This window comes from Microbispora corallina (assembly GCF_016863035.1).
Taxonomy (GTDB): Bacteria; Actinomycetota; Actinomycetes; order Streptosporangiales; family Streptosporangiaceae; genus Microbispora; species Microbispora corallina.
Map to the genome: position 1 here is coordinate 118,219 of NZ_BOOC01000013.1, position 15,382 is coordinate 133,600.

General features: G+C 71.4%; 16 protein-coding genes. 6 read left to right on the top strand and 10 right to left on the bottom strand.

The genetic code is table 11. From position 1 onward, the window contains the following. Nucleotides 1–98: 98 nt before the first annotated feature. The gene (locus Mco01_RS15950; RefSeq protein ID WP_204057682.1) at nt 99–1,535 is read left to right on the top strand and encodes an aldehyde dehydrogenase; all 1,437 of its coding nucleotides are present in this window, start codon (nt 99–101) and stop codon (nt 1,533–1,535) included. A gap of 240 nt (nt 1,536–1,775) precedes the next feature. Here Mco01_RS15950 and Mco01_RS15955 read toward each other — a convergent pair whose 3' ends face one another. Genes Mco01_RS15955 through Mco01_RS15970 form a run of 4 tightly spaced genes read right to left on the bottom strand, consistent with a single transcriptional unit; the run spans nt 1,776 to nt 5,103 of the window. After that, on the bottom strand, nt 1,776–2,531 hold the full coding sequence (locus Mco01_RS15955; protein WP_239103642.1) for an alpha/beta hydrolase: 756 nt from the start codon (nt 2,529–2,531) through the stop codon (nt 1,776–1,778). A gap of 54 nt (nt 2,532–2,585) precedes the next feature. Beyond that, nucleotides 2,586–3,398 carry a hypothetical protein gene (locus Mco01_RS15960; protein WP_204057683.1) on the bottom strand — a complete coding sequence of 271 codons (813 nt, stop codon included), beginning with the start codon at nt 3,396–3,398 and terminating at the stop codon, nt 2,586–2,588. A gap of 35 nt (nt 3,399–3,433) precedes the next feature. Beyond that, nucleotides 3,434–4,657: an NRAMP family divalent metal transporter gene (locus Mco01_RS15965; protein ID WP_204057684.1), complete on the bottom strand. Its 1,224-nt coding sequence runs from the start codon at nt 4,655–4,657 to the stop codon at nt 3,434–3,436. Then, complete coding sequence (locus tag Mco01_RS15970) at nt 4,654–5,103, bottom strand: hypothetical protein (RefSeq protein WP_204057685.1); 450 nt, start codon at nt 5,101–5,103, stop codon at nt 4,654–4,656. Before Mco01_RS15970 ends, Mco01_RS15965 begins: the two co-directional genes overlap by 4 nt. A 313-nt stretch (nt 5,104–5,416) precedes the next feature. On the opposite strand from Mco01_RS15970, the gene typA reads away from it, so the two are divergent. Then, nucleotides 5,417–7,270 carry a translational GTPase TypA gene (typA, locus tag Mco01_RS15975; protein WP_204057686.1) on the top strand — a complete coding sequence of 618 codons (1,854 nt, stop codon included), beginning with the start codon at nt 5,417–5,419 and terminating at the stop codon, nt 7,268–7,270. A 168-nt stretch (nt 7,271–7,438) separates the two neighbouring features. Continuing rightward, complete coding sequence (locus Mco01_RS15980) at nt 7,439–8,077, top strand: superoxide dismutase family protein (RefSeq protein ID WP_204057687.1); 639 nt, start codon at nt 7,439–7,441, stop codon at nt 8,075–8,077. A 262-nt stretch (nt 8,078–8,339) separates the two neighbouring features. Here the strand turns inward: Mco01_RS15980 and Mco01_RS15985 are convergent, their stop codons facing one another. The 5 genes from Mco01_RS15985 to Mco01_RS16005 form a co-directional block, all read right to left on the bottom strand. Further along, complete coding sequence (locus tag Mco01_RS15985; protein WP_204057688.1) at nt 8,340–8,966, bottom strand: DUF2461 domain-containing protein; 627 nt, start codon at nt 8,964–8,966, stop codon at nt 8,340–8,342. Between the two features lie 47 nt (nt 8,967–9,013). Then, nucleotides 9,014–10,543, bottom strand: coding sequence for a helicase HerA-like domain-containing protein (locus Mco01_RS15990; protein WP_204057689.1), 1,530 nt, complete (start codon nt 10,541–10,543; stop codon nt 9,014–9,016). Then, nucleotides 10,540–11,364: a polysaccharide deacetylase family protein gene (locus Mco01_RS15995; RefSeq protein WP_204057690.1), complete on the bottom strand. Its 825-nt coding sequence runs from the start codon at nt 11,362–11,364 to the stop codon at nt 10,540–10,542. The genes Mco01_RS15990 and Mco01_RS15995 overlap by 4 nt, the downstream gene beginning before the upstream one ends. Before the next feature lie 30 nt (nt 11,365–11,394). Next, complete coding sequence (locus tag Mco01_RS16000) at nt 11,395–11,700, bottom strand: hypothetical protein (protein ID WP_036331371.1); 306 nt, start codon at nt 11,698–11,700, stop codon at nt 11,395–11,397. 122 nt (nt 11,701–11,822) lie between these two features. Further along, the gene (locus Mco01_RS16005; RefSeq protein ID WP_204057691.1) at nt 11,823–12,401 is read right to left on the bottom strand and encodes a helix-turn-helix domain-containing protein; all 579 of its coding nucleotides are present in this window, start codon (nt 12,399–12,401) and stop codon (nt 11,823–11,825) included. A 55-nt stretch (nt 12,402–12,456) separates the two neighbouring features. On the opposite strand from Mco01_RS16005, the gene Mco01_RS39115 reads away from it, so the two are divergent. Both Mco01_RS39115 and Mco01_RS39120 read left to right on the top strand, forming a co-directional pair. Further along, the gene (locus Mco01_RS39115; protein ID WP_239103667.1) at nt 12,457–12,960 is read left to right on the top strand and encodes a DMT family transporter; all 504 of its coding nucleotides are present in this window, start codon (nt 12,457–12,459) and stop codon (nt 12,958–12,960) included. A 2-nt stretch (nt 12,961–12,962) separates the two neighbouring features. Beyond that, entirely contained in the window at nt 12,963–13,304 is a 342-nt protein-coding gene (locus Mco01_RS39120) for an EamA family transporter (RefSeq protein ID WP_239103661.1), read from the top strand. A gap of 132 nt (nt 13,305–13,436) precedes the next feature. Here the strand turns inward: Mco01_RS39120 and Mco01_RS16015 are convergent, their stop codons facing one another. Continuing rightward, nucleotides 13,437–14,030 carry a sigma-70 family RNA polymerase sigma factor gene (locus Mco01_RS16015; RefSeq protein ID WP_036331368.1) on the bottom strand — a complete coding sequence of 198 codons (594 nt, stop codon included), beginning with the start codon at nt 14,028–14,030 and terminating at the stop codon, nt 13,437–13,439. Nucleotides 14,031–14,292: 262 nt separating this feature from the next. On the opposite strand from Mco01_RS16015, the gene Mco01_RS16020 reads away from it, so the two are divergent. Beyond that, nucleotides 14,293–15,363 (top strand): PLP-dependent cysteine synthase family protein, encoded by a 1,071-nt coding sequence (locus Mco01_RS16020; RefSeq protein WP_204057693.1) that lies wholly within the window; start codon nt 14,293–14,295, stop codon nt 15,361–15,363. Nucleotides 15,364–15,382: the final 19 nt, after the last annotated feature.

Genomic DNA, 15,382 nt, shown 5'->3' on the forward strand with positions numbered 1-15,382 from the left:
GGACCGGACAGTGGGACCGGCTCTTGCCAAGGCCGGACAGAACATGGTTCGGTCTGTCTGGGTGCGCGGCCCCGCGAGCCCGATCAGGAGGCAGGGACATGCTGCAGCACGACAAGCTGTTCATCGGGGGCGACTGGGTGGCCCCCGCGGGCACGGACGTCATCGAGGTGATCTCCCCGCACAGCGAGGAGGTGGTCGCCCGGGTTCCCGACGGCACGCCCGCCGACATGGACCGCGCGGTCGCCGCGGCCCGTGAGGCCTTCGACAACGGACCCTGGCCGCGCATGACCATGGCCGAGCGCGCCGCCGTCGTGGGCAGGCTGGCCGACATCTACGAGTCCCGGCAGGGGGAGCTCGCCGAGACCATCACGCTGGAGATGGGCTCGCCCATCACGTTCTCGCAGATGGCGCAGGCGCCGCAGCCGCTCGGCATGCTCAGGTACTACGCCGGGCTCGGCGCCGACTACCGGGTCGAGGAGGAGCGGCCCGGCATGTTCGGCCCGGTGGTCGTCCGCCGGGAGCCGGTCGGCGTCGTCGCGGCGATCGTGCCGTGGAACGTCCCGCAGTTCGTCATCATGACCAAGCTCGCCCCGGCGCTCGTCGCGGGCTGCACCGTCGTGATCAAGCCCGCTCCCGAGACGCCGCTCGACTCCTACCTGCTCGCCGAGATGGTCAAGGACGCCGGCATCCCCGCCGGCGTGGTCAACATCGTCGCGGCCGGGCGCGAGGCGGGCGAGCACCTGGTCTCGCACCCCGGCGTGGACAAGGTGGCCTTCACCGGGTCGACCGCCGCGGGACGGCGGATCGCGGCCATCTGCGGTGAGCAGCTCAAGAGGTGCACGCTGGAGCTGGGCGGCAAGTCCGCCGCGATCGTCCTGGACGACTGCGACCTCCCGTCCGCCATGGGCTTCCTGTCCATCGCCTCTTTGATGAACAACGGCCAGGCCTGCGTCGCCCAGACCCGCATCCTCGCCTCCAGGTCCCGGTACGACGAGGTCGTCCAGGCCGTCGCCGACATGGTGACGGGCCAGCGGGTGGGCGACCCGGCCGACCCGGCCACCGGGATCGGCCCGATGGTCGCCCGGCGCCAGCAGGAGCGGGTCGAGGCCTACATCAGATCCGGGCTGGAGGAGGGCGCCAAGCCGGTCGTCGGCGGTCTCGACCGGCCGTTCGACCGGGGCTGGTACGTCGCGCCGACCGTCTTCGCGGGGGCCACCAACGACATGCGGATCGCCCGCGAGGAGATCTTCGGCCCGGTCCTCACGGTGATCCCGTACGACGACGAGGACGACGCGGTCCGGATCGCCAACGACAGCGACTACGGCCTGTCGGGCACGGTCTGGACGGGCGACACGGAGCGCGGCATGGACGTCGCCCGGCGGGTCCGCACCGGGACGTACGGCGTGAACATGATGCACACGCTCGACCCGAACACGCCCTTCGGCGGCTACAAGGCCAGCGGCCTCGGCCGGGAACTCGGCCCGGAGGGCCTGGAGACCTACCTGGAGACCAAGTCGATCGCCCGCCTGGGCTGATCCGGGGTCGTCCGCCCGGTCCCGTCGCGCGCTCGCGGCCGGACCGGGGCGCGGCGGCGCCGTGCGTTCGCGGCGGGGCCCGGGTGATGCGCCCCGGTCCCGCCGTGCGTCGTTGGCGGGACCGGGGCCGCCCAGCGCGCCCCCGCGACGCTGGGCCACACCCCGGAGGGTGTGCGCCGATCCCCGTAAACCGGCGGTGCGCGAACCCTGACGGACCCGCACACCTCCCATAGACGACCCTTATCGGGATTTGGTTCGCGAAATCCAGAGACCAATTTTGCGGATGAGGTCAGGGGTGGCCGCGTTCTCCGCGTGACCGTACCCCGGCTCGATCCACAGCTCCTTCGGCTCCCGCGCGTTGTCGTAGATCTGGTAGGCGTGCTCCAGGGGGAAGAACGGGTCGGCGTCGCCGTGCACGACCAGCAGCGGCGTGGGCGCGATCATCGCCGCCGCCTCGTACGGCGGGACCGGGACCGGGTCCCAGACGCCGCCCGCGATCCGGGTGCCCTTGACGACCCGGGCCGCGAGCCGCCCGTGCCACCGTTCGATGGCCCAGTGGACCTGCCGCATCGGCTTGGTGTCCCGGTAGTACCAGCGGGCCGGGCCGCTGACCGACACCACGGCGTCGACCCCGCCGTGCAGCCCGGCGTGGCGGACGACCACCGCGGCGCCCATCGAGAAGCCCACGGTGACGAGCCGCCTGTAGCCGATGGCCCGCGCGTGCTTGACCGCCGCGTCCACGTCGAGGATCTCCAGGTCGCCCACCGTCGTGCGGCCGGCCGAGCGGCCGTGCCCCCGGAAGTCGAACGACACCACGCCGCCGTACCGGGACAGGACGTGCACGATCCGGCGGGACGGGCGCTCCCGCCAGGACCCCGTGAAGCCGTGCGCCACCACGATGCCGAGGTCGAGCGAGCTGTTGGGGGTGTGCGCGGCGTCGATCCGGACGCCGTCTGCCGTCCGCAGCATGGCCGGGAACGCGGAAGCCAGATCCATGCCCCCGACCTTATTGACATCCGATCCCGGCCCCCGCACGCCCCACCCCTCCCGTCAGAGGTCGTCCAGCATCCTCAGCCGCTCCCACGGCACCCGCAGCCGCACCTCGCCGTCCCCCAGGGACGCCACCTCATCCCAGTCCGCGTACCTGATCTCCCCGTGCAGGCGCCGGACGACGGCGGCCACCAGCGCCGGGTGCCCGTCCCGGTGCGCCCGCTCGTAGCCGAACAGCTGCCCGGCCCGCCGCCGCGCGACGACGAACCCCGCGAGGCGGAATGCCAATTGGACCCCGTCCAGCAGGGGTCCATCCTGGACCAGACGCACGTCGACCACATTGCCTACGACATTTCCGGAATCGTCGCGGACGACACGCGCGAGCAGCGTGCTCATGCGCAGCGTCTCCCCGTCCTCCCGCCGCGCCCGGCCCTCCGCGACCTCCTGGGCCTCCAGGGCCTCCGGTTCGGTTGCGGCGTCCTCCTCGTGCTCGGGCCTCGGCGCCCCGGGGATGCGGCCGACGACGTTGCGGGCCAGCCACCGCTCCAGGGCCAGGTCACGCGGCTGCCCCGCGACCCTGACCGCGCTGCCGATCTCCGTGACCCGGCCCATCGCGATCCGGTACGGCTCGCCGGACGGGTCGTCCCTGAACAGGCGGTCGACCTCGGCCATCAGCCACCCGGCCACCCCGCCGATGCGCGGCCCGAGCGCGAGCGGCCCGGACAGGATCGCCGTGACGTACGGGAACGGGCCGTCGCCGGTCCGCACCTCCAGGTCGTCGACCTTGCAGATCAGGCGGTCCTCGTCGGTGGAGGCGACCTGGCGGTCGAGCAGGTGGAGGCGGGCGTGCAGGGTCCGCGCGTGCTCGGTCATCGCTCCGCCACCTCCGGGTCGTCCGTGCCCCCGCGTCATTGGCCCGCCTTCGTCGCAAGCATCAGCGGGACGGCCGCCACCGCCACCACGAGCAGCAGCACCATGTAGACCATGCCCAGCGCGTTGCTGAACCTGCCGTTGACCTTGTCCCCCATGTAGTCGGGATCGTTGGCGATCATGAGGACCGGCAGGTACGTCAACGGGAGGGCGGCCGCGGAGAACACGAGGGAGTACTCGGTCACCATGATCGGGTCGATCGTCGTGAGGATGAGGGCGGTCGCCACGATCGTCACGGCGAGGACCACGACGTGGAACCGGGCGGCCCGCGCCGGCTGCACGTACTTGCCCCACTGCCAGCCGAAGTACTGGCTCAGGGAGTACCCCGACGACAGCGCCGTCTCCAGGGTGGCGCCGAACGTCGCGGCGAACACGCCGAGGATCACCACGCCGAGCGCGACCTTCCCGAGGCCGGCCGCCACCGGGAGCACCATCTGCCCGAGCGAGTCGGGCACGGCCTCCACCGGCATGAACAGCGTGGCCGCGCAGGCGGCGATGCCGATCGACAGCAGCCCACCCAGCGGGAAGCCCACGAACACGTTGGCCCGCTCGGTGACCAGGTCCTTCGACGTCCAGCGCTCCTCCACGCCGCCCGAGGAGAAGAAGAACACCTCGTACGGCGTCATGGCCCCGCCGAGCAGCGCGATCGCGTAGTAGAAGTACGTCGGCAGTCCCTCGTCCTGCGGCGGCCGGGTGAGCTGGTGGGCGAGCTCCCCCCAGTCGGGCCCGAGCTTCCAGAGCGCGACCAGGAACACCACGAGACCCAGGCCCATGAGGCCGAAGATCCGTTCCATCGTCTCGAACTTGACCCGCCACATCACGAGCCACGCGACCAGCGCCACGAGCGGGACCCACAGCAGGTAGTTCACGCCGGTGGCGAGCTCCAGCGCGAGCGACGCGCCGCCGATCTCGGCGGCCAGCGTGAGCGCGTTGATGAAGAACGAGGCGCCGAGGTTCACGAGGCCGGCGCGGGGGCCGAGCCGCTCGCGGACCAGGTCGAAGACCGGCCGCTGGGAGACGGCGGCGATCCTGCCCGACATCTCCGCGAACAGGCAGATGCCGACGATGCCCACGACCACGACCCAAACCAGCGACAGGCCGAACCGGGACCCCACCACCGCGTTGGCCACCAGGTCGCCGATGTCGACGAACCCACCGAAGGCCGTCAGGATGCCGAGCGTGACGGCGAACAGCTTCTTCACTTGTGGCGCTCCGCGAACGCGCTGAGCCTTCCGGCGATCTCCCCCAGGTCGCGCACGGCGCCCGCCGGGTCGCGCACCCGGTCGCGCCGCACCTGGTCGAGCAGATCGTGCACCTCGTCCTCCGCCTTCTCCGTGAGATCCGTCACCTCGCCGCGCAGCCGCTCGGAGGCGTCCGAGGGGGGCTGGACGCCGCCGAACTGGTCGTTCACATTGCCGAGGTCGTCGGCCGCCTCGGTGAGCACGACCTTCAGGTACTGCCGCGTCGTCCCGTCCTCGTGCCGGACGGCCGTACGGGCGAGCTGCACGGCCGAGGCGGCGGCCTCCGCCGTCTTCCCGGCCTTGAGCGCGTAGTCGTGGTCGTCCCAGGCCGGGCTCACACAGGCCGCGGGCCCGAACGCGGCGAGCAGGGCCGCCCCGGTGAGGAGAGCCCGGCGCGGCGCGCTCACGTCCGCCCCCTCAGCAGGAAGTACGCGAGCACGAGCAGCAGGACGAGCAACTCTCCCCAGGCGATCAGCAGGACAAGTCCTTCATCCGTCACGCCCTCCTGCTGCCCGCGTGGTGAGGTTTCAGCCACCGGACGGTAACGGAATGTCCCGGGCGGCGGACGCGTTGGCCTCTCTGGCCGCGGCATCCGGGCGGCGCCTGGCGACGACCGCGGATCAACTAAAATGGAAAGGCCGTGTCTCCACGGCGGATGAGCGTCTCGCTTCGGTCCCGGGACGCGGACGACACCCCGACGATCCAGAGCGAGACCTCACTATGCCTTTGAACAGCCGCGACGACCTGCGGAACATCGCGATCATCGCGCACGTCGACCACGGAAAGACCACCCTGGTGGACGCCATGCTCTGGCAGTCCGGGGCGTTCCGCGCCAACCAGGACGTCGACGAGCGGGTCATGGACTCCAACGACCTCGAACGCGAGAAGGGGATCACCATTCTCGCGAAGAACACGGCCGTCAAGCACGGTGGCATGACCCTCAACATCATCGACACCCCCGGCCACGCCGACTTCGGCGGCGAGGTCGAGCGCGGCCTGTCCATGGTCGACGGCGTCGTCCTGCTCGTGGACGCCTCCGAGGGGCCGCTGCCGCAGACCCGGTTCGTGCTGCGCAAGGCGCTGTCGGCCAAGATGCCGGTGATCCTGTGCATCAACAAGGTCGACCGTCCCGACGCCCGCATCGCCGAGGTCGTCGACGAGGTCTACGAGCTGTTCATCGACCTCGACGCGACCGAGGAGCAGATCGACTTCCCGATCGTGTACGCCTCGGCCAAGGCCGGCCGGGCCTCCCTCACCCGTCCCCAGGACGGCGGGATGCCCGACTCCCCCGACCTCGAGCCGCTGTTCGAGACGATCAAGAGCACCATCCCGGCACCCGTGTACGACCCGTCGGCGCCGCTCCAGGCCCACGTCACCAACCTGGACGCCTCCAGCTACCTGGGCCGCATCGCCCTGTGCCGGGTCCACCAGGGCACGATCAAGAAGGGCCAGCAGGTGGCCTGGTGCCGTACGGACGGCACCGTCCAGCGGGTCCGGATCTCCGAGCTGCTGATGACCGAGGCGCTGGAGCGCAAGCCGGCCGAGGAGGCCGGGCCCGGCGACATCATCGCGATCGCCGGCATCCCGGACATCATGATCGGCGAGACGCTGGCCGACCCCGACGACCCGCGGCCGCTGCCGTTGATCACCGTGGACGAGCCGGCCATCTCGATGACGATCGGCACCAACACGAGCCCTCTGGTCGGCAAGGTCAAGGGCGCCAAGGTCACCGCCCGGCTCGTCAAGGACCGGCTCGACAAGGAGCTCGTCGGCAACGTCTCGCTCCGCGTGCTGGCCACCGAGACGCCCGACGCGTGGGAGGTGCAGGGCCGCGGCGAGCTGGCGCTGGCCATCCTGGTGGAGCAGATGCGCCGCGAGGGCTACGAGCTGACGGTCGGCAAGCCCAAGGTCGTCACCAAGGTCGTCGACGGCAAGATCCACGAGCCGGTCGAGCGGCTCACGGTCGACTGCCCGGAGGAGTACCTGGGCGCGGTCACCCAGCTCCTTGCGGTCCGCAAGGGCCGGATGGAGCACATGACCAACCACGGCACCGGCTGGATCCGCATGGAGTTCCTGGTGCCGTCCCGCGGCCTGATCGGCTTCCGCACGGAGTTCCTCACCGAGACGCGGGGCACCGGCCTGGTGCACCACGTGTTCGAGACGTACGAGCCGTGGTTCGGCGACCTGCGCACCCGCAACAACGGCTCGCTGGTGGCCGACCGGGCCGGCCAGGTCACCGCGTTCGCCATGCTCAACCTGCAGGAGCGCGGCACGCTGTTCGTCTCCCCCAGCACCGAGGTGTACGAGGGCATGATCGTCGGGGAGAACTCCCGATCCGACGACATGGACGTGAACATCACCAAGGAGAAGAAGCTCACGAACATGCGCTCGTCCACGAGCGAGGAGACGGAGAAGCTGATCCCGCCGCGCGTGCTGTCGCTGGAGCAGGCGCTGGAGTTCATCCGCGACGACGAGTGCGTGGAGATCACGACGGAGACCGTGCGCCTGCGCAAGGTCGTTCTCGACGCCTCGAGCCGCGGCCGCGCCGCCGCCCGCGCCAAGCGCGCCAACTGACCCAGCCTGCCGAAGCCCCCGCGCCCCACCCGGCGCGGGGGCTTCGCCGTTCCCCGCGGCGGCAAGAAGGGGTAAACGGCGGGCACAGGGCCCGTCTACCGCTCTCCCGGGGGTGCCCGCGCGTGCTCTCCTGTCGCAGGCACCAGCCCCTACGGAGGAGCCTCACCCATGCTTCGCACGAGTCATCTCGCCCTGGCCGCCAACCTCGCGCTCGGCGTCGGCGCCTGCGTCCTCGCGCTGCCGCACGCCGGCGCTCTGCCGCACACCGGTGCGCTGCCGCAGGCCCAGGCACGGCCGGACGCGGCGGCGAGCGCCGTGATCAGGGACGTCAACGGACGGGTCCTCGGCACCCTGCGGATCGAGCGGTACTCGGCCGCCGCGTCGCGGGTCACCGTGTTCGTCCGCGGCCTGACCCCGGGCTTCCACGGCTTCCACATCCACTCGGCCGGCGTGTGCGACCCCGCCTCGGTCGACCCGGACACCGGCAGTCCGTTCGCCAGCGCGGGCGGTCACATGGACCAGGGACAGGGCGGGGACGCCGGAGGCAACCTCCCCTCGCTGCTCGCGACCGCCGACGGCGTGGCCAGCACGAGCTTCCTGACGGACCGGTTCACCCCGGCCCGGCTCAGGGACGCGGACGGCAGCGCCATCATCATCCACGCCAAGCCGGACAACTTCGCCAACATCCCCAGCCGTTACACGCACCCGAAGGACGCCACCGGCACCACCGGCCCGGACGCCACCACGCTGAAGACCGGCGACGCCGGCCGCCGGATCGCCTGCGGGGTCGTCCACGTCGCGTCCTGACTGCCGTCCAAGTCACTCCTCAGCCGGACGCAACCGCCGGAGCGCATCCTCGTCCCGTAGGTCAGGAGATCTCGGGGGGAAGGGAGGGTCCGCGATGCGGAACATGGGTGCGGGCATGCACACGGCGCTCGCGGGCGCCTGGGTGGTCGTCACCGTCCTGGCGCTGCTGCTCGGCCGCTGACCAGGCACGCGACGAGCCGCGACCCGGCGCCCGCCCACGATCGGGAACGGCCACGGCGAACCGCGGCGGGCGGGCGGCGGGTCAGCTGAGGTGGACGCGCAGCCAGTCGACGAGCGGGACGCAGGCACGCCAGGTGTCCCGCACGCGGTCGAGGGTCTCGGGGGTGTGGAGCCACGGCTCGGGCTCGAACCGGCGCCCGGCGTGCAGCGACTTGTACCGCATGAGGTCGAGCCGCGGGTGGTCCTCCGGGGTGCCCCGCGGCCGGGTCTTGAGGCGCTCGCCGCCCACCGTCAGCCCGCCGGGCAGGGCGGCGAGGACCTCCTCGAGCCGGGCGCCCGCCGTGTCGTCGTCGAGCGCCTCGCGGTAGCGCAGCACCTGCTCCCCGGACGCCCACCAGCCGGCGGCCGCGTACAGCCCGTCGGCGTCGATCTGCACGTAGAAGCCCACGCCCTCCAGGCCCGCCTTGAAATAGGCACCCTGGTGGGTCTTGTACGGCGACTTGTCCTTGGCGAACCGCACGTCCCGGTACGGCCGGAACAGATGGGAGTCGCCGAACTCGGGGGCCAGCTCCTCCAGCAGGGCGAGCATCGGCGCCCTGACGGCGTCCTCGTACAGCTCCTTGTTGGCCGCCCAGTAGCCCCGGGAGTTGTCGGCGACCAGGCCCTCGTAGAAGATGAGCGCCTCGTCGGGGAACCCGCTGAAACCCATGCCCGCCACTTTGGCACGTCCCTCCGACAAAGCGCACACGCTCGCGCTCAGCGGCGCCTGCGCCGCGGCGTCCCGAAGATCGACCGGGTGATCTCCCGGCCGAGGGCGGACGCGGCGGACCGGGCCAGCGAGCGGAACTCCTTCGACTCGAGCATCCCCTCCAGCACGGACGGCGTCCGCTCGCGCCGCTCCTCCCGCTCTCCCGGCGCCGGCTCCCGGCGGGACGGCTGCGGCTCGGGCGGCCGGGACGCGGGCTCGCCCGGGGCCAGCCGGGCCGACAGGATCTCGTACGCCGACTGCCTGTCCACCGCCGTGCCGTACTTGGGCAGCAGCGGGGAGGCGGCGATGACGCCCTGCACCACGGCCGGGGCGGACGGCGCCATGAGCGTGCGCGGGGCGCGCAGCCGGGTCCAGGCGACCGGGGTCGGCGCGCCCGTCTCGGACAGCACGGTCACCACAGCGTCACCGATGCCGAGCTCGGTCAGCAGCTTCTCCAGGTCGTAGGAGGAGTTCGGGAACGTCGAGACGGTGGCCTTGAGCGCCTTGGCGTCCTGCGGCGTGAAGGCCCGCAGGGCGTGCTGCACCCGGGCGCCGAGCTGGGCCAGCACGTCGGCGGGCACGTCCTTCGGCGTCTGGGTGACGAAGAAGACCCCGACGCCCTTGGAGCGGATCAGGCGCACGGTCTGCGTGATCGACCGCAGGAACGCCTTGGACGCGCCGTCGAACAGCAGGTGGGCCTCGTCGAAGAAGAACACCAGCGACGGCTTGTCCGGGTCGCCCACCTCGGGCAGCACCTCGAACAGGTCGGCCAGCAGCCACATCAGGAAAGTCGAGAACAGCTGCGGCCGGTCCTGGACGGCGGGCAACTCCAGGACGGACACCACCCCCTTGCCGTCCGGCGTGGTCCGCAGCAGGTCGTGCACGTCGAACTCGGGCTCGCCGAAGAACGCCTCCGCCCCCTGCGCCTGGAAGTTGACCAGGGCGCGGAGGATGACGCCGGCGGTCGCGGCGGACAGGCCGCCGATGCCGCTGAGGGCCTCCGGGGTCTCGGTGAGGTACCGGATCACCTCGACCAGGTCCTTGAGGTCGAGCAGCGGCAGCCCGTGCTTGTCGGCGAAGTAGAAGATCAGCCCGAGCGACGACTCCTGCGTCTCGTTGAGCTCCAGGACCCGGGCCAGCAGGGTCGGCCCGAACGCGCTCATCGTCGCCCGCAGCGGGATCCCCTCGCCCATCCCGCCGAGCGAGAAGAACTCGACCGGGCAGGCCGCGGGCGACCACGTCTCGCCCACCTCGGCCGCCCGCCTGCTCACCCGGTCGGACGGGACGCCGGGCGAGGCCATGCCGGACAGGTCGCCCTTGACGTCGGCCAGGAAGACCGGCACGCCCTGCTCGGACAACTGCTCGGCGAGGAGCTGGAGGGTCTTGGTCTTGCCGGTGCCGGTGGCCCCCGCGACCAGGCCGTGCCGGTTCATCATGGCCAGCGGGACGCGGATGGGCTCGGCCGGGTCGGCGGCGCCGTCGTCGCGGATCAGCGCCCCCAGCTCCAGCGCCGGCCCCTGGACGTCGTAGCCCTTCACCGGTTGAAGTACTGCTTCCCGGGCGCCGGGCTGCCGAGCAGCTCGGAGACGGTCACATAGGTGAAGCCCTTGCGGTCGAGCTCGTCCAACAGGCGGGGCAGGGCGGCGATCGTCGTGGGGTGGATGTCGTGCATGAGCACGATGTCGCCCGGCTTCGCCGAGCAGCACCGCTTGGCCACGATCGCGGGGTCGCGGTCGCGCCAGTCGAGCGTGTCGACGGCCCACAGGATCTGCGCCAGCCCCTCCTGCCTGGCGACGTTCTCCACCTCGTGGTTCGTCGACCCGTACGGCGGCCGCATCAGCGTCATCCGCACGCCGGCGACCCGTCGTACGACGTCCTGGGTGCGGTCGAGCTCGCGGCGCACGGCGTCGGCGGACAGGCCGGCCAGCGCGGCGTGGTCCCAGGAGTGGTTGCCCACCTCGTGGCCCTCGGCGACCATCCGGCGGACGAAGTCCCGGCTCTTGTCGGTCACCATCTGCCCGAGCACGAAGAACGTCGCCCGGGCGTGATGGGCCGCCAGCAGGTCGAGGACCTTGTCCGTGGCCTCCCCCGGCCCGTCGTCGAACGTCAGCGCGACGCATTTGAGCCGGCCGCAGTCCAGCTTGCGGGGCGGCGGGGCGAGCGGGAGACGGGGGCCCGGCCAGCCGGGCTGGGCCCCGATGAGGCGCATCCGGAGCATCCCGGGGTCGAACCTGTCGGCGACGCCGTAGCCCGGACGAGCGGCGGCAGGCCCGGCGGGCCCGGCGGGCATCGCCGAGGTCGCGGCCCGCCCGCAGCCGGCGAGCACGAGCAGCGACAGCAGTACGGACAGCCTCCGCATACGACCCCCCGAGCGAGCGGGGGCGGTCGGCTATGGATACTCCTGGGCCGCGTCCCCCCGCAGAACCTTGGCCAGCTCCTCCCACCAGGGCGGCACCTCGGCCCGCAGCTCGGCATACCGGCGGGCCACCCGCGTGGCGCATCCCACAGGGTCCGTACCCAAGTGCCGGCACTTCACGGCGCCCTCGCGCCAACGGTAAAGGCCGTCGCGGAAGCTCACGACGAGGCCGATCCAGACCGACAGCGTGGCACCGTCGCCGATCTCGTACGCCTCGTGCACACCGAGGGCGGCGAGTTCCGCGCGGAGTCGTCCAATAGCGGTGCGCGGCTCAGTCACCGGCCACCGCCCCCTGCCGTAGAGACACGCACAAAAAGGTATGTACCCAACCTTGGGCCGCCCCTTGCCACTTCATAGAGTAATGATGAGACTACGAAGCGTTACAGCGCAGCCATAACCGGTCAGTCGTCCAGACGCTCGGGCGGCTCGGTGACGACCATGACGAACCGGAGCGGCGCGTCGCCCTCGTTCGCGTATCGATGCGGGCGGTCGGCGCTGAACACCACCGCCTCGTCCGCCCCGACGACGTGGCTGCGGCCGTACACGACCAGCGTCAGCTCCCCTTCGAGGACGGTGAGCATCTCCCGGGTGCCGGCCGGATGGGCGTCGCCGTCGTGGTGCTCGCCGGGGCCGAGGCGCCAGTCCCACAGCTCCAGGATGGCGGGGGCGTCGGTGCCGACGAGCAGTTTGGCCGAGCCGCCTCCGGGGTGCGTGAACGTGACGACCTCCGCGGCGTGGACCACGCGGACGACCGGCGTGTCCGACACCTCCACGAGCCGGCCCATCGTGACGCCGAGGGCGTCGGCGATCCGGCACAGGGTGTTCACGCTCGGGTTGGTGCGGCCCTGCTCGATCTGGATGAGCATGCCGCGACTCACGTTCGACCGGGCCGCCAGCTCGTCGAGCGTCATGCCCCGATGCGCCCGCTGAGCACGGACGTTGGCGGCGATGGCCGCGTTGATCGTCGACGGATCAGGCATGAGTACAGTCTAGTGGTCTACTATTACAATCCATTGAACTATTCTTGCCGATTCCTTGGGGGAACTCGTGACGGCGGTGGCGCTCGCTACGGCATGTGCGGTGATCTTCGGGACGGCCGACTTCCTCGGCGGCCTGGCCACCAGGCGCTCCCGGGTCTTCGCGGTCGTCGTCCTGTCCCAGGTGGGGGGGCTGCTGCTGATCGGGGTGCTCATTCCGCTGCTGCCGGGGAGCGTGAGCCCCGCGGCGCTGCTGTGGGGGATGGCGTCGGGCGTGGCGGGGGCGGGCGCCCTCGTCCTGTTCTACCGGGGGCTCGCCACCGGGATGATGTCCGTGGTCGCCCCGACCACGGCGACCACGGCGATGGCGGTCCCGGTGATCTTCGGCCTGCTCATCGGGGAGCGCCCGTCCGCCCTGGCGCTGACCGGCGTGGTGCTGGCCTGCTCGCCGTCCTGCTCGTCAGCCGTGACCCGAACGGCACGGCCACCGGCTCGCGCGTCGGCCCCATCCTGGGCGCGCTCGCCTCCGGGGCCGGGTTCGGCGCGTTCTTCATCCTGCTGAGGCTGGCCCCGGCCGACTCCGGCGGGTGGCCGCTGCTGGGGGCGCGGATCGCCTCGATCGCGCTGGTGGCGGTGCTGGCCGTCGCCCGGCGCGCCACCCTGCGCCCGACGCCGGGGAGCGTGCCGGTGACGCTCTGGGCCGGCGTCCTCGACATGGCGGCCAACGTGCTCTACCTGCTGGCCGCGCAGCGGGGGATGCTCAGCCTCGTGGCGGTGCTGGTGTCGCTGTACCCCGCCAGCACGCTGCTGCTGGCCCGGTACGTCCTGGGTGAGCGGCTCAGCGCCCTGCAGATCGCCGGCGTGGGCTTCGCGCTCGGCGCGGTCGCGCTCATCGCCGCGTCCTGACCCCTGACACGCCGGTACGGCCGCCACGTCGCGCGACGGCCGTACCGGGCCGGGTCTTCGGGGCCGGGTGTCCGCGGGGCGGTTGTCACGCCCGCCTACGCCCAGGCGATCTGGGGCTTTCTCAGACGTTTCTCATGCCGCGTAGGCGTGGACGGGGACGCGGACGACGCCCTCCTCGCGGGCGTAGTCCTCCAGCATGCCGCGAAGCTGCCGCCGGCCGCGATGCAGCCGGGACATGACGGTGCCGATGGGGGTTCCCATACGGTCGGCGATCTCCTTGTAGGCGAACCCCTCGACGTCGGCGAGGTAGACCGCCACCCGGAAGTCCTCGGGCAGGGCGCGCAGGGCGTCCATCACGACGCTGTCGGGAAGCTGGTCGAGCGCCTCGTTCTCGGCCGAGCGCAGGCCCGTGGACATGTGCGACTCGGCCGCGGCGAGCTGCCAGTCCTCGATGTCCTCGGCGGCCGACAGCTTCGGCGAGCGCTGCCGCTTCCGGTAGTCGTTGATGAAGTTGTTGGTCAGGATCCGGTGCAGCCAGGCCTTCAGGTTCGTGCCCTCGCGGAACTGGTGGTAGGACGTGTACGCCTTGGCCACCGTCTCCTGGACCAGGTCCTCCGCGTCGGCGGGGTTACGGGTGAGCCGCATGGCGGAGGCGTAGAGCTGGTTGGTCACCGGCACGACCTCACGCTCGAACCACACCTGTCGCTGCTCGTCGGTCGAGATCATCTCATCCCCCTACAGAACTTCTCCCCCGTTACCCGTCCGCCAGGAACCCATGCGAGGCCGTCCGGTCATTGTTGTGCCAAGGAACATCGTGCCGAATGGGACGTAAGCACAGTGTTAATTGTTTTTCCTGGTCACAGGAGTGCAAGCGACACGGGGCCGGACGCGGTCTGGTCACACGCAGGCCGAGTAAGTCTCAGTATAGTAACACCGGAGCCTCAATCCGGAGTAAAGTGTGGCGGAGTTCACTGGCTACAGTGGCGCCATGAAACACGTGGACCGGCACGACCCTGCGGACAGGGCGTGGGTGTCGGAGGCCGTACAGGCCGTCGAGGCCGACGCGAACCGCAGTTGCGACACCCATCTCCATGTCTTCCCGCTCCCCTCCCACTGGGGCATCGACCTCTACTTGAAAGACGAGTCGGTGCACCCGACCGGTTCACTCAAGCACCGCCTCGCCCGCTCCCTCTTCCTGTACGGCCTGGCCAACGGCTGGATCGGGCCCACGACGACGATCATCGAGGCGTCCAGCGGGTCGACGGCCGTCAGTGAGGCGTACTTCGCCCGCCTGCTCGGCCTGCCGTTCATCGCGGTGATCCCGGCCACGACGTCGCCGGAGAAGCGGGAGATCATCGAGTTCTACGGCGGCAAGTGCCACCTGGTGGACGACCCGGGAGCGATCTACGAGGAGTCCCACCGCCTGGCCGCCGAGACCGGCGGGCACTACATGGACCAGTTCACCTACGCGGAACGGGCCACCGACTGGCGCGGCAACAACAACATCGCGGAGAGCATCTTCCAGCAGATGGCCCTCGAACGGCACCCCGACCCGGCGTGGATCGTGGTCGGCGCCGGGACCGGCGGCACCTCGGCGACCATCGGCCGCTACATCCGGTACCGCCGCCACCGGACCCGCCTGTGCGTGGCCGACCCGGAGGGCTCGGCCTTCTACCCGTCCTGGGCCTCCGGCGAGGAGCACGCCGGGCGCGGGTCGCGCATCGAGGGCATCGGCCGGCCGCGGGTCGAGCCGTCGTTCCTGCCGACCGTGATCGACCGGATGACGCTGGTGCCGGACGCGCTGTCGATCGCCGCGATGCACTGGGTCAGGGAGGTCACCCGCCGCGACGTCGGCGGCTCGACCGGCACCAACATCGCGGCGGCCGTGGCGGTAATCCGCGAGATGCGGGAGAACGGCGAGCGCGGCAGCGTGGTCACGCTCATCTGCGACGGCGGCGAGCGCTACCGGCACACGTACGGCGACCAGCGCTGGCTCGACGAGACGGGGATCGACATCGAGCCCCATCTGGCCGATCTACGCCGCTTCCTCGCGGGCTGACGCCCGGCGCCCTTCCCGA

Excerpts from the sequence above, each read along its gene's own strand:
- Mco01_RS16020 (WP_204057693.1), top strand. The coding sequence starts at position 14,293 with ATGAAACACGTGGACCGGCACGACCCTGCGGACAGGGCGTGGGTGTCG.
- Mco01_RS15960 (WP_204057683.1), bottom strand. The coding sequence starts at position 3,398 with ATGACCGAGCACGCGCGGACCCTGCACGCCCGCCTCCACCTGCTCGAC.
- Mco01_RS15955 (WP_239103642.1), bottom strand. The coding sequence starts at position 2,531 with ATGGATCTGGCTTCCGCGTTCCCGGCCATGCTGCGGACGGCAGACGGC.
- Mco01_RS15950 (WP_204057682.1), top strand. The coding sequence starts at position 99 with ATGCTGCAGCACGACAAGCTGTTCATCGGGGGCGACTGGGTGGCCCCC.
- Mco01_RS15985 (WP_204057688.1), bottom strand. The coding sequence starts at position 8,966 with ATGGGTTTCAGCGGGTTCCCCGACGAGGCGCTCATCTTCTACGAGGGC.
- Mco01_RS16005 (WP_204057691.1), bottom strand. The coding sequence starts at position 12,401 with ATGCCTGATCCGTCGACGATCAACGCGGCCATCGCCGCCAACGTCCGT.
- Mco01_RS16015 (WP_036331368.1), bottom strand. The coding sequence starts at position 14,030 with ATGATCTCGACCGACGAGCAGCGACAGGTGTGGTTCGAGCGTGAGGTC.
- Mco01_RS15980 (WP_204057687.1), top strand. The coding sequence starts at position 7,439 with ATGCTTCGCACGAGTCATCTCGCCCTGGCCGCCAACCTCGCGCTCGGC.
- Mco01_RS15995 (WP_204057690.1), bottom strand. The coding sequence starts at position 11,364 with ATGCGGAGGCTGTCCGTACTGCTGTCGCTGCTCGTGCTCGCCGGCTGC.
- typA (WP_204057686.1), top strand. The coding sequence starts at position 5,417 with ATGCCTTTGAACAGCCGCGACGACCTGCGGAACATCGCGATCATCGCG.